This window comes from Streptomyces pseudovenezuelae (assembly GCF_029892565.1).
GTDB classification, from domain to species: domain Bacteria; phylum Actinomycetota; class Actinomycetes; order Streptomycetales; family Streptomycetaceae; genus Streptomyces; species Streptomyces pseudovenezuelae_A.
The window spans coordinates 19,428-31,546 of the sequence record NZ_JARXVH010000004.1; the positions used below are offsets into that span (position 1 = coordinate 19,428).

12 protein-coding genes are annotated in these 12,119 nt (G+C 70.8%); 5 read left to right on the forward strand and 7 right to left on the reverse strand.

The window, feature by feature from the left end; genetic code table 11:
- Positions 1-90: 90 nt before the first annotated feature.
- Positions 91-234 (forward strand): hypothetical protein, encoded by a 144-nt coding sequence (locus M2283_RS12875; RefSeq protein ID WP_280876303.1) that lies wholly within the window; start codon positions 91-93, stop codon positions 232-234.
- Positions 235-349: 115 nt separating this feature from the next.
- Here M2283_RS12875 and M2283_RS12880 read toward each other — a convergent pair whose 3' ends face one another.
- The 3 genes from M2283_RS12880 to M2283_RS12890 form a co-directional block, all read right to left on the reverse strand.
- Positions 350-1,300, reverse strand: coding sequence for a 3-oxoacyl-ACP reductase (locus M2283_RS12880; RefSeq protein ID WP_280876304.1), 951 nt, complete (start codon positions 1,298-1,300; stop codon positions 350-352).
- Positions 1,301-1,371: 71 nt separating this feature from the next.
- On the reverse strand, positions 1,372-2,448 hold the full coding sequence (locus tag M2283_RS12885) for a Zn-dependent alcohol dehydrogenase (protein WP_280876305.1): 1,077 nt from the start codon (positions 2,446-2,448) through the stop codon (positions 1,372-1,374).
- Positions 2,449-2,523: 75 nt separating this feature from the next.
- Positions 2,524-3,381 carry a MaoC/PaaZ C-terminal domain-containing protein gene (locus M2283_RS12890; protein WP_280876306.1) on the reverse strand — a complete coding sequence of 286 codons (858 nt, stop codon included), beginning with the start codon at positions 3,379-3,381 and terminating at the stop codon, positions 2,524-2,526.
- A gap of 403 nt (positions 3,382-3,784) precedes the next feature.
- On the opposite strand from M2283_RS12890, the gene M2283_RS12895 reads away from it, so the two are divergent.
- Genes M2283_RS12895 through M2283_RS12905 form a run of 3 tightly spaced genes read left to right on the forward strand, consistent with a single transcriptional unit; the run spans position 3,785 to position 6,735 of the window.
- A complete protein-coding gene (locus tag M2283_RS12895; protein ID WP_280876307.1) occupies positions 3,785-4,675 on the forward strand; it encodes an ABC transporter ATP-binding protein in 891 nt (296 codons plus the stop codon).
- On the forward strand, positions 4,675-5,391 hold the full coding sequence (locus tag M2283_RS12900) for an ABC transporter permease (RefSeq protein ID WP_280876308.1): 717 nt from the start codon (positions 4,675-4,677) through the stop codon (positions 5,389-5,391). Before M2283_RS12895 ends, M2283_RS12900 begins: the two co-directional genes overlap by 1 nt.
- 15 nt (positions 5,392-5,406) lie before the next feature.
- On the forward strand, positions 5,407-6,735 hold the full coding sequence (locus M2283_RS12905) for a sensor histidine kinase (RefSeq protein WP_280876309.1): 1,329 nt from the start codon (positions 5,407-5,409) through the stop codon (positions 6,733-6,735).
- Here the strand turns inward: M2283_RS12905 and M2283_RS12910 are convergent.
- Positions 6,713-8,281 (reverse strand): alpha-L-arabinofuranosidase B, encoded by a 1,569-nt coding sequence (locus M2283_RS12910; RefSeq protein WP_280876310.1) that lies wholly within the window; start codon positions 8,279-8,281, stop codon positions 6,713-6,715. The genes M2283_RS12905 and M2283_RS12910 overlap by 23 nt on opposite strands.
- A 286-nt stretch (positions 8,282-8,567) precedes the next feature.
- On the opposite strand from M2283_RS12910, the gene M2283_RS12915 reads away from it, so the two are divergent.
- Positions 8,568-9,200: a response regulator transcription factor gene (locus tag M2283_RS12915; RefSeq protein ID WP_280876953.1), complete on the forward strand. Its 633-nt coding sequence runs from the start codon at positions 8,568-8,570 to the stop codon at positions 9,198-9,200.
- Between the two features lie 9 nt (positions 9,201-9,209).
- Here the strand turns inward: M2283_RS12915 and M2283_RS12920 are convergent, their stop codons facing one another.
- Genes M2283_RS12920 through M2283_RS12930 form a run of 3 tightly spaced genes read right to left on the reverse strand, consistent with a single transcriptional unit; the run spans position 9,210 to position 12,115 of the window.
- Positions 9,210-10,004, reverse strand: a complete 795-nt coding sequence (locus M2283_RS12920) for a hypothetical protein (protein WP_280876311.1) — start codon at positions 10,002-10,004, stop codon at positions 9,210-9,212.
- A gap of 26 nt (positions 10,005-10,030) precedes the next feature.
- Positions 10,031-10,576, reverse strand: a complete 546-nt coding sequence (locus M2283_RS12925) for a SigE family RNA polymerase sigma factor (protein WP_280876312.1) — start codon at positions 10,574-10,576, stop codon at positions 10,031-10,033.
- Positions 10,577-10,627: 51 nt separating this feature from the next.
- On the reverse strand, positions 10,628-12,115 hold the full coding sequence (locus M2283_RS12930) for an MFS transporter (RefSeq protein WP_280876313.1): 1,488 nt from the start codon (positions 12,113-12,115) through the stop codon (positions 10,628-10,630).
- Between the last annotated feature and the right edge of the window lie 4 nt (positions 12,116-12,119).

Genomic DNA, 12,119 nt, shown 5'->3' on the forward strand with positions numbered 1-12,119 from the left:
GTTGGCGCGCCCTTGTGGATCCGAGGTCAGGTGTGCTGGATAAACTCGCCGGGCTGTTAGAAAGATCATGTTGACGGGGTGAACCTTCCGATGAGCGACGCAAGCACGATGCAGCCGCTGACCGCCGATACCCACGAGGACAACGGGCAGGGCCGACACCGGGGGCCGGTCTCGGCCCAGGACGGCGACACGGCCCCTCGCGGCCGACACCGCAAGCCGGAGTCGGGCGAATAGGTGGCCTGACGGCACGTAGATGAAGGGGGTGGCCCGGTGCACGGGTCACCCCCTTTCGTGCGCCTACCTGTTGGTGCCGGCCCTTCGTGTGAGCCCGCCCTGTCAGTCCGCCCTGTCAGTCCGCCGTGTCGGTCCGTTTGAGCCCCAGTACCTCCGCCGCCGCGAACGTCTCCCCCGTCGGCCGGTCCGCGTAGTGCGGGGTGAGCAGGGCGTCGAGTTCGTCGTAGCTGAAGATGTCCTGCTTGCTGTCGAACTTCGCCTGGACGTGCGGGCGTTCCACGATCGCCACCATGCCGCCGTGCACCACCAGCAGTTGGCCGTTGACGCGGGCCGCGGCGGGCGAGGCCAAGTAGCCGACGAGCGGGGCGACATGCTCGGGGGCGAGCGGGTCGAGGCCCTCCTCGGGGGTGGCTAAGCCGGCGAAGACGTCCTCGGTCATCCGGGTGCGGGCGCGGGGGCAGATGGCGTTGGCCGTCACGCCGTACTTGGCGAGCGCGAGGGCCGTGGAGGTGGTCAGGCCGACGATTCCGCCTTTCGCGGCCGCGTAGTTGGGCTGCCCAGCCGAGCCCGCGAGGAACGCTTCCGAGGAGGTGTTCACGATCCGCCCGTACACCGGTGCACCCGCCGCCTTGGACCGCTCGCGCCAGTGCGCGGACGCGAAGTGGGTGGTGTTGAAGTGCCCCTTGAGATGGACCCGGATCACCGCGTCCCACTCGCCCTCGGTCATCGAGAAGACCATCCGGTCGCGCAGGATGCCCGCGTTGTTGACCAGCACGTCCAGCTTGCCGAACTCGGAGACGGCCGACTCGATGAGGGCGCGGGCCTGGGCGAAGTCGGCGACGTCCCCGGTGTGGGCGAGCGCCGTGCCGCCCGCCGCGCGGATCTCGGCGGCGACCTGCTCGGCGGGGCCCGCGGAGGCGTCCCCCGAGCCGTCCCGGCCCGGCTGACCGAAGTCGTTGACGACGACGGCGGCGCCGAGCCGGGCGAGTTCCAGCGCCTCGGCCCGCCCGAGCCCACGACCTGCGCCGGTGACTACGGCGGACAGCCCCTCCAGTGGCAACGACACGGGGACTCCCGTCGGTTGTGGCAGCGGCACAGGAACCTCCGTCGGGTCTGGTAGCGACACCGCGACCCCCGTCAGATCTCGATGCACGTACGCAGGGCCGTCCCGGTACGCATCTGGTCCAGGGCCTCGTTGATGTCGGCCAGCGGCACCCGGTGCGTGATCAGGCCCTCCAGGTCGATGCGGCCGGCCCGCCACAGGGCGATGGTCCGCTCGTAGGAGCGCAGCACGTCGCCGCCGCCGTACATCGACGGCAGGATCCGCTTCTCGTCGAAGAACAGCTCGAACATGTTGAGTTGGAGGAAGTCGTCCATGGAGCCCGCGCCGACGATGATCAGGCTGCCGCCGCGCCGGGTGTTGTCGTAGGCGGTGCGTGCGGTGGCGGAGCGGCCGACGACCTCGAAGACGTAGTCGAACCCCTCGCCCGCGGTGACCTGTTGCTTGGCGTCGGGCAGTTCCTCGGGCGAAACGGCCCTGGTGGCACCGAACTTGAGCGCGGACTCGCGCCGGGAGGCGACCGGGTCGACGGCGACTATCTCGGCGGCGCCCTTGAGCCGGGCGCCCTGGATCGCCGAGATCCCTACACCCCCACAGCCGATCACCGCGACCGACGAACCGGCCTCCACATCAGCGGTGTTGAGGGCCGCGCCGAGCCCGGTGGTCACCCCGCAGCCGATCAGCGCGGCGATGTCGAAGGGCACGTCGTCGGGTATCGGCACCGCGCTGCCCGCGTCGACGACGACCTCCTCGGCGAAGGTGCCGGTCCCCGCGAAGCCGAAGACGTCACCGGTGGGGCGCCGGAAGTTGGGGGTACCGGCGTTCATGAACCCGGCCAGACACAGCTCGGTCTGACCGCGCTTGCAGGCCGCGCACACACCGCAGGCCGGCAGCCAGCACACGACCACCCGGTCGCCGACCTTCAAGTTGGTCACGCCTTCGCCGACTTCGAGGATCTCTCCCGCACCCTCGTGCCCGGGTACGAAAGGCGCCGGCTGCGGCAGCACCCCGCTCATCGCGGACAGGTCCGAGTGGCAGAGCCCCGTGGCCCGCACCCGGATCCGCACCCTGCCGGGCCCGAAGCCCACCGCCTCGACGTCGTCGAGGACCTCCAGTTTGTCCTGGCCGATCTCTTGCAGTACGGCTGCGCGCATGGTGCGGCTCCCCTCAGGTCTGCCCGGTCGAAGTCGTCCCGGTCAAGTCGTCGTCGCGGTCAAGTCGGCCCGGATTCAGGAGTGTTGGACGATGGTGTCGGCGAGGACGGGCGCGTCGTCCCGCTCCACGGCGCTCACGGCCACCCGGGCCGAACCGTCCTGCCGCCACATGCGGATGCGCAGGGTCTCGCCGGGATAGACGACACCCGCGAACCGGGTGCTGTACGCCCGGACCCGGCCCACATCCCCGTCGAGCAGCGTGTCGACAACCGCCTTCAGCGTCATGCCGTACGTGCACAGCCCGTGCAGGATCGGCCTCTCGAACCCGGCCACCTTCGCGAACTCGGGGTCCGCGTGCAGTGGATTCCAGTCGCCGGAGAGCCGGTAGAGCAGGGCCTGGTCCTCACGGATGCCGCGCTCGACGGTCCGGTCGGGCTCACCGGAGGGCGGGTCGAGACGAGCCGATGGACCACGATCGCCGCCCCAGCCGCCCTCCCCCCGTACGAAGATCTGCGAGTCGTTGGTCCACAACGGGCCGTCGGCGTCGGCGACTTCGGTGCGCATCACCAGGACGGCGGCCTTGCCCTTGTCGTACACGGCGGCGATGCGGCCGGTGGTGGTCGCGGTGCCCGTCGCCGGGATCGGACGGTGCAGCTCCAGCGTCTGGCCGCCGTGCAGGACCTTGGCCAGCTCGACGTCGATGCCGGGCAGGGACAGTCCGCTGATCACGCCGGGCGCGCCGGAGCCGGCGACGGTGGCGAAGCTCGGCAGGACGTGCAGCCGGGACTCCAGGGTGTAGCGCAGTTCGTCGGGGTCGGTGGCGGGGCGGCCGGCCCCGATGCCGAGGTGGTAGAGCTGGACGTCCTTCGAGGTCCAGGTGATCTCGCCGGTCCGGGGTTCGGCGGCCAGGGCCTTGGCGGCGTCGATGGGCAATGCGGCTCCCTGAGTAATCGGAGAGACCCCGGTACGGCCGTCCGCACCGTCGGCCGCACCGAGGTCGTCACGGGCCGATCTAGAACGCGTTCCAGTCCGGCGCCCCTTGTATAGCCCAGCGCACCGCACTTGTGAAGGCTCCTGACGCTGTGTCAGGTGGCCGGACGCGCCCCGGCCGACTCCCGGTCCCCCTCCCGTTCCGGGCCGTGACATTTGTCCTGCCCGAGTCCGTACAAGCGCATCTGCCGGAGGGCGGGGGCGAGTTCGTAGCGTCATAGCCATGACTCAGGGGACGGGTAAACAGACAGCGGGTACAACCGCTGGTGCACAGACAGCGGCTGCACAGACAGACCCAGCCGTACGGTTCACCGCGGCCGTCAAATCCTTCGGCGCCGTCCGCGCCGTGGACGGCATCGACCTCGACATCGCCCCCGGCGAGACCGTGGCCCTGCTCGGCCGCAACGGCGCCGGCAAGTCGACGACGATCTCGCTGCTGCTCGGCCTGAACGAGCCCGACGAGGGCACCGTCCGGCTCTTCGGCGCTCCCCCGGAGCTGTCGGTGCGAGCCGGGCGGGTCGGCGCCATGCTCCAGGAGGCTCGGGCGGTGCCCCGGGTCACGGTCCGTGAACTGGTCGCCTTCGTCGCCGGCCGCTACCCGGCGCCGCTCCCCGTCTCCGAGGCCCTGCGGCTGGCCGGCATCACCGAACTGGCCGGACGGCGCGTGGACCGGCTCTCCGGCGGCCAGACCCAGCGGGTCCGCTTCGCCGTGGCGCTGGCCGGGAACCCCTCGCTGATCGTCCTTGACGAGCCGACCGCCGCCCTGGACGTGGAGGCGCGGCAGGCATTCTGGGCGTCGATGCGGGTGTTCGCGCGCCGCGGCCACACGGTCCTGTTCTCCACGCACCACCTGGAGGAGGCGGACGCGTACGCCGACCGCATCCTCGTCATCGACCGCGGCCGGATCGTCGCCGACGGCACCGGCGAGCAGCTCAAGCGGTCGGTGGGCGGCGGCCTGGTCGCCTTCGACCTCGCCGGGCGCGACACGACGGGCCTCGACCTGCTGCCCGGTGTGCGCTCCCTGGAGGTGCGCGGCGACCGGGCCCGGCTGCGCACCGACGACCCGGACGCGACGGTGATCGCGCTCGCCGGTCTCGGCGCGATCCGCGGCCTGGAGGTCGCCCCTGCTTCCCTGGACGACGCGTTCCTGGCCCTGACCTCGACCTCGGCCTCGACTTCAACCTCTCCTTCGACCTCGACCTCTTCTTCGACCTCGTCCGTGACGGAGGTGGCGTGATGCTGGACTATCTGCGGCTCGAAGTGCGCCGGACCCTGCGGGACGCGGGGTTCGTGATCGGCGGCATCGGGATGCCGGTGCTGATGTATCTGCTGTTCACCAACCTCGGTGCGGACGACGGCGGTTGGAAGACCGGCTCGATGATCGGCATGGCCGGGTACGGCGCCGTCGGCTGCGCCCTGAACACCGGCGGCGGGGTCGCCGAGGACCGGGCGATCGGCTGGCTGCGGCAACTGCGGGTGACCCCGATGACCCCGCGCCAGGTCGTGGTGGGCCGCACCCTGACCGGTTCGGTGACCGTGCTGCCGGCGATCGTCGTGGTGCTCGCGGCGGGCGGTCTGGTCAACGGCGTCCGGATGGCCGCCTGGCAGTGGGCGACGGTCGCCCTGCTGCTGTGGCTGGGCTCGGTGCCCTTCACCCTGCTGGGCCTGGGCAACGGATACCGGCTGACCGGCCAGACCACCGGCGTGACCAACATGGCCTGCAACCTGGGTCTGGCCGTCCTCGGCGGCCTGTGGTTCCCGGTCACCCTGTTCCCCGACTGGCTGCGCACCCTGTCGGCGTACACCCCCACGTACCGCTTCGCCCAGCTGGGCACGGGGGTAGCGGAGGGACACGCCCCCGCCCTCGGCGCCATTCTGGTCCTGACCCTCTGGCTGCTGGCCTTCGGTTCGTACGCTGTGCTGTCGTACCGCCGGTCCGGCCGGACCGTCTGAACGGGGAGCTGAGAGATGACCTGGATGCGAGAGGTGACCTGCCAGGTGGGCCGGGCGCGGGCCGCGCGGGCCCAGTGGAAGGCGGACATGGAGGCCTTCAAGGCCGCGCAGAAGGAGGCCCGCCGCAACGGGGAGGCGATGCCCGAGGACCCGGGCCCGCCGCCGACCGGCTTCTCCCTGCTGCCGTGGCTGCTGATGGGGATGGGCGCGTTCTCCAACCTGTTCCAGGGCGAGACCCCGAACCCCTGGGTTGGCGGCCTGGGCCTGCTCACCTTCAACTCCCTCTACATCTACGTGACCTTCCGTTCCTTCGTGAAGGAGAAGCGCGAGGAGCTCTCGACCCGGGTGGCGCTCGCCGTGATGGGGCTGGTCACCTGCGGTCTCGCCATCGGGTACGGCGGCAGCTGGCTGTACTTCTTCCCGCTGCTCGGCCTCGCCGCCGGCGCGGCACTGCGGGGCCCGCGGCTCGGCCAGGTCGGTCTCGGACTGACCGCGCTGGCCGCGACGGTCTCCGTGTTCCGGGCCGGCTGGGACGCCATCAACATCGCCTACGGCACCTTCCTGTCCACCATGGTCACGGCCGCGATCCTCTCCCTCTCCGAGGCGGTACGCGAACTGCGCGCCGCCCGCGAGGAGTTGGCCCGCCGTGCGGTCGAGGAGGAACGCCTGCGCTTCTCCCGCGACCTGCACGACCTGCTCGGGCACACCATGTCGGTGATCGTCGTGAAGTCGGAGGCCGCGCGACGCCTGGCCGCACGGGACATGGACGCTGCCCTCGCCCAGATCACCGACATCGAGTCCGTCGGCCGCCAGGCGCTGACCGAGATCCGGGAGGCGGTGACCGGATACCGCGAGGGCAGCCTGGCCACCGAGCTGGACCGGGCCCGCTCGGCACTGTCGGCGGCGGCGATCGAACCGGTCGTGACCCGCTCCGGCGCCCCCCTCACCCCACAGACCGAGGTACTGCTCGGCTGGGTGGTGCGGGAGGCGGTCACCAACGTCCTCCGGCACAGCGGCGCGACCCGCTGCGAGATCACCATCGGCGGCGTCCTCGACCGCGCCAATCTCACCGTCACGGACAACGGCATCGGCGCCGACACTGACACCGGCACGGGCACTGCCACCGCCTTCGGCGACAAGGCCACCGGCTCCCCCGCGACCGGTCCCGCCGAGGGCATCGGCGGCACCGGTCTCAAGGGCCTCACGGAACGCCTCAGGGCGGCGGGCGGCTCCCTGACGGCCGGCCCGTCACCGCGCGGCGGCTTCACCGTCACCGCCGAACTCCCCGTGGAACCGGTCGACTTCACGTCCAACGTGGTGGCTACGGCGCCCAGGGCGCTGTGACCACCCAGCTGACGTCGTCCGTCCACGAGGTGGCGCTGTCGAAGGCGTTCGACCCGCCGTTGCTCGCTATGTAGACGTTGAAGTTGTAGTGACGGAGGTATCTGGTCGGGTAGTTGTACGACGCGAACGACGTGCCCGTGCCGCTCTTCCCGGTCCCGGCACAGAACGTGGCGTCCTGTCTGAACTGCGTGGTGCCGACCATGGGTTGTCGGTAGAGCTGGTAGTTGAAGTGGCGCAGGAAGTCACCGGGGTAGTTCCGTGACTCGAAGGAGTAGCAGGAGCTGTTGGCGAGACCCCGGCGCACGATCCAGGTGGCATCGCCCTTGTCGAGGGCCGAGCTGCTCGACGTGATCGCGGAGACGGTCGCCGCGTCGTTCTGGTGGCGGATGTAGTCGGCCGTGCAGCACGCGGTGGTCGCGCGCAGCGAGATCTCCGAGCCGGCGGTCAGCGTGCCGGTGCTGCCGGTGGATCCGCCGTAGCCGACGGAGACGATGTTGGCCTGCACCGAGTTGTCGGCCGCGTCGGTCGGGATGCCCGCGGTCATGACGCCCTCGAAGAACGAGCCGATGGAACCGTTGCTGTTGTCCCCACCGGTACCCAGGACGATCGCGCCCTCCTGGTGCATCGGCGAGTAGCCACCGGCCGTGGGTTCACCGCCGGAATACGTGGTGGTGAGAGCGCCGGATTGCGCGTTGCCGTATTTCAGCGCGAAATGGTTCTGGCCGTTGTTCTTCAGCAAAGCGGTGACGAACGGTATCGCCCCGGTGCCGGTGTTCGCCGTGTTCTTGCTGTACCCGGCATCCGACTGGAACAGCCCGTTCTCCAGGTCGGCCTGCACCCAGGGCCCCTGGCCGTAGCAGGGCGAGAACCAGCACTCGGTGCCGAAGTTGATGGCGTCCATGTGCCCGTTGCCGGTGTCCAGGTTGTTGGTCTCGGCGTTGCCGTAGTCGAAGCAGCAGCTGCCGTTCACATGCGTGCCGGACGTCACCATGTACATCCCCTCGGCCGCGCCGTTGGTGGCCACGCCCGAGGTGGAGTTGTCGCGGTAGCCCATGCCGGCCGAGATCTCCAGGCCGTACACCTGATGCCCGCCGACCGTCACCGGCAGCGCGTCCGCGGGCGCCCCGACATCGGCCGCACCGGCTCCGCCCGCGCCCTCGATCGTGAGGTCGTTGTGGCGCGCGGACTGGTCGTAGATCTTGGTGATGATGCAGGTCGTACCAGCGCAGAACGAGTCCTGCGCCGCCGCGTTGGCATATCCCCCGGCGGCCAGCAGCCCGATGTTCGCGGTGCCGCTGTCGGAGGCCCGCTGCACCTGGTAGAGCGAGCCGTTGTAGGAGGAGTAGAGCGCCCTGACGAGACTGTGCGCGGCCACGCAGGGGGTGCCGGCGGCGGCGTAGACGTCGCACGGCAGCGAGGAGGCGGCCTCGGCCTGCGGGACGCCGACGGCGAGCGCGACGACGGTCGCGAACACCGACAGCACGGCCAGGACCGCGCTTCTGAGTCGCCGTGGGCGGGGACGCGGGCGCGGGAGTCTTGGGAACACAGTGCACCTCTTCCGTTCCTGGTGGGGCAGTGCGGGTGGGCAGTGCGGGTAACGCCTTGTCGAAATACCGAACGCCGTTCGACCGAAATACCGAACCTGTTCGCGATCGAAATGTCGAAAGTTTTCGGAATCGACTCTGTGCAGGAATTGCAGGGGTGATCGCTGAATGCCGAGGCGATTGTTTTCCCGCAGCCGGAAGCCGTCAAGACGCGCGGAGCCGAACCAGGACGAGTTTTTAGGAACGGCCGGTGGCCTTCTCGGGCCTTACTCTTGCCCCGTGGATGAGATGCCCCAGGATCACCGGCCCGCCAAGTCCATCAGAGTGCTGCTCGCCGAGGACCAGGGCATGATGCGCGGAGCGCTCGCCCTGCTGCTCGGCCTGGAGGCGGACATCGAGGTCGTCGCGCAGGTGGGCGCCGGTGACGTGATCGTGGACACCGCGCTGATCCACCGCCCCGACGTCGCGCTGCTCGACATCGAACTCCCAGGCATGAGCGGCCTCGACGCCGCCGCCGAACTGCGCGACCAGGCCCCGGACTGCCGCGTCCTGATCCTGACCACCTTCGGCCGCCCCGGCTATCTGCGGCGGGCCATGGAGGCGGGAGCCGCCGGTTTCCTCGTCAAGGACGGCCCGGTGGAGGAGCTCGCCGCCGCGATCCGCCGGGTGCTGACCGGCGAGACCGTGATCGACCCCGCGCTCGCCGCCGCCGCGCTCAGCGCCGGGCCCAATCCGCTCACCGCCCGCGAGTGCGACGTACTGAAGGCCTCCGTGGACGGCGCGACCGTCGCGGACATCGCCGGCAAGCTGCATCTGTCCGAGTCGACGGTCCGCAACTACCTCTCCTCCGCGATCGGCAAGACCGGCACCCGCAACCGGATGGAGGCGATGCGGGAGGCCCGGCAGCAGGGGTGGCTGTGACGCGGGGCGTCAGCTCAGCGCCGTCACCTCCGCCGACTCGAACTCCGTGCCCTTCGGCGCCACGCACACGAACCAGTTGTACGGGGAGCCCTCGGCCGAGCGGATCGCCGGCTCGACGTTGTCCGTCTCCTCGCTCGCGGGTGCCTTGAGCAGTGAGATGCCGTCGCCGTCCTTCATGTGGCACAGGACCCGCTCGGCGGTCTTGGCCACCGAACCGATGCCCAGCCGCACGGGGTTGCCGGCACCGGGCACCAGCGGAAGCGCACCTGATGTGAGGTCCGTGTCCGACATTGCGTCCGACGCGACGACCGTGTTCTCCAACACCGGCGATGTCGTGTCGCCGTAGCCGCGGTACACGAAATACGCCACCTTGCCGACCAGATCGGATGCCTTGCGGACGTCCGGCGCCGACTCCTCGTACTCGGCCATCGCCGTCAACTGGACCTGCGCCTCCGCCTCGTCGCGCGGCGCACCCCAGACGTCGATGAACACCTTCCACTTCTTGCCCTGGTCGGTCCCGGTGGCCAGCGTGGTGCGGTGCGGCGCGTCCTGGAACGCGTCCGGTGTCGTAGTCGCCCGCTGTGTCGCCGCCGGCGCCACCTGGTGGCCGTCCCCGTCCGGCAGCCCCGCCAGCGCCAGCGTCGCCGTGGAGCCGACGATCGCCAGTGCCGTCGCCGTGGCGATCGCCCAGCGCCGGGCCCGGCGTCGGCGCCCGCCCCTGATGACCGCCTGGGTGGGGGCTATACCGATCTCGGCCCCATCCGCCGCGTCGGCCAGCAGGAGGGCGATGTCCCTGTCCGTCATGGTGTGCCTCTCCCGGTCCGCGCTCATCACTTCCGCCGCCCTTCGCCGCTCGTCACCATGTCCGCCAGTCCCGGTATGGCGCGGAGTTTCGCGATCCCCTTGGCCGTGTTGCTCTTCACCGCGCCGACCGAACAGCCCATCGCCTCTGCGGTCTGGGTCTCGGTGAGGTCCTCCCAGTAGCGCAGGACCACCGCCTCCCGCTGCCGGGGCGGCAGATCGGCCAGAGCCGTCAGCAGAGCGCCGCGGTCGTCCGCCTGGGCGATGCGGTCACCGGTGTCGGCCACCTCGCGGGCCAGGCCCGAGTCGTCCCTGGGCGCGAGGAACTCCTTGAGGCGCTTGCGGTGTTTTCGCGCGTGCGCGTTGATCATCACGCGCCGTACGTACGCCTCCGGATCATCGGCCGAACCGACCCTGCGCCAGGCCACATAGACCTGTTCGAGCGTCGACTGGACGAGATCCTCCGCGGCGTGCTGCTCCCCCGTGAGGAGAAATGCCGTCCGCAACAACCGCGGCCAGCGGCCGACGACAAAGCTCTGGAACTCCTCGTCCCGAGCCTCCTTGCGATCCCCCATGGGCACCTCCTAGATGTTCAAAGGAGTCCATGGACCACCCGGATCGTTGCCTCACCCGGCCGAACTCGTCGAAATTCCTCCGGCCGAGTCTCCCCTCGACGCCTCGCTCCCCGACGTCTCGCTCCCCGGCGGCTTCATCCTCGGCAGCCACACCAGCATCAGCACCGCCCCCACGAGCAGCACCCCCGCCCCCGTGCGGAACACCAGCGCGTACCCCTCGGTCAGCGCCTCCGGCGTCAGACTCGCCCCCGTCCGCGACGCCGCGATCGTCGACATGACCGCGAGGCCGAGTGAACCGCCCATCGTGCGCGAGGTGTTGATGAGCCCGGAGACCAGCCCTGCCTCCCCGGGCGCCGCCCCCGACGTGGCGAGCGCGGCGAGCGGGGTCGCCGTCAGGCCCGCGCCCAGCATCATCAAAATCCCCGGGAACATGATCTCGGTGAGGTAGTCGCCCCGCGCGGTCATCGCCGACTGCCAGGCGAAGCCGCTCGCCGCGATCAGCGTGCCGAGCGCGGCCACGTTGCGCGCGCCGAGCCTGGGCAGGAAGCGGGGCGCGGACTTGGAGCCGAGGAGCACGGCGAGGGAGCTGGGCACCAGGGCGAGACCGGCCTCCAGCGGGCTGTAGCCGAGCACGTTCTGGGCGTACAGCGTCATGAAGAACCACATGCAGAACATCGCGGAGCCGGTCAGGAACATCGCCCCGTTCGCCGACGACACCGCTCGCGCGCGGAACAGTCCGAGGGGCATCAGCGGGGCCGCCGTACGCGCCTCGACCAACAGGAAGAGCGCGATCAGCGCGAGTCCGGCGAAGAGTGGCACCAGGGTGGCCGCCGCCGTCCAGCCCTCGCGCTCGGTCTGCGAGATGCCGTAGGCGAGGGTGGCGAGTCCCGCCGTGACCAGGACCGCGCCCGGCAGGTCGAGCCGCCGCCCGTCGCCGTTCCGGCTCTCCGCGAGCCACCGGTAGGCGCCGGCCAGCACGACCGCCCCGACCGGCACGTTGATCAGCAGCACCCAGCGCCACGACAGCCCGTCCACCAGCGCCCCGCCGACGAGCCCGCCCGCGGCGCCGCCGCCCGCGCCCACCGCGGTCCAGGTGGCGATGGCACGCGCGCGTGCGGCGCCCTCCGGGACGGCCGCGGTGAGGATGGTCAGCGTCGAGGGCGCGAGGACGGCGGCGCCGAGGCCCTGCACGGCCCGGGCGACCAGCAGTTCCGGCCCTTCCTGGGCGAGCCCGCCGCCCAGCGAGGCCAGCGTGAACAGGGCGAGCCCCACCAGGAACATCCGCTTGCGCCCGTACAGATCCCCGGCCCGTCCGCCGAGCAGCATGAACCCGGCGAAGGCGATCGCGTACGCGTTGACCACCCACTGCAGCCCCTGCGCGCTCAGCCCGAGGTCGGTCCGCATCGACGGCAGCGCCACGTTCACGACGGACACGTCCAGCACGACCAGGAACTGCCCCGCACAGGCGAGCGCCACCACCAGCCAGGTCGGCGGCGCGGGACGGCGGGTTGTTCGGGTGGCGTCTGCGGCTTCGAGCATGGGT

Bases quoted from the DNA above. Each gene is read 5' to 3' on its own strand.
- M2283_RS12875 (WP_280876303.1), top strand. From the start codon at position 91: ATGAGCGACGCAAGCACGATGCAGCCGCTGACCGCCGATACCCACGAG.
- M2283_RS12885 (WP_280876305.1), bottom strand. From the start codon at position 2,448: ATGCGCGCAGCCGTACTGCAAGAGATCGGCCAGGACAAACTGGAGGTC.
- M2283_RS12900 (WP_280876308.1), top strand. From the start codon at position 4,675: ATGCTGGACTATCTGCGGCTCGAAGTGCGCCGGACCCTGCGGGACGCG.
- M2283_RS12905 (WP_280876309.1), top strand. From the start codon at position 5,407: ATGACCTGGATGCGAGAGGTGACCTGCCAGGTGGGCCGGGCGCGGGCC.
- M2283_RS12915 (WP_280876953.1), top strand. From the start codon at position 8,568: ATGCCCCAGGATCACCGGCCCGCCAAGTCCATCAGAGTGCTGCTCGCC.
- M2283_RS12920 (WP_280876311.1), bottom strand. From the start codon at position 10,004: ATGACGGACAGGGACATCGCCCTCCTGCTGGCCGACGCGGCGGATGGG.
- M2283_RS12925 (WP_280876312.1), bottom strand. From the start codon at position 10,576: ATGGGGGATCGCAAGGAGGCTCGGGACGAGGAGTTCCAGAGCTTTGTC.
- M2283_RS12930 (WP_280876313.1), bottom strand. From the start codon at position 12,115: ATGCTCGAAGCCGCAGACGCCACCCGAACAACCCGCCGTCCCGCGCCG.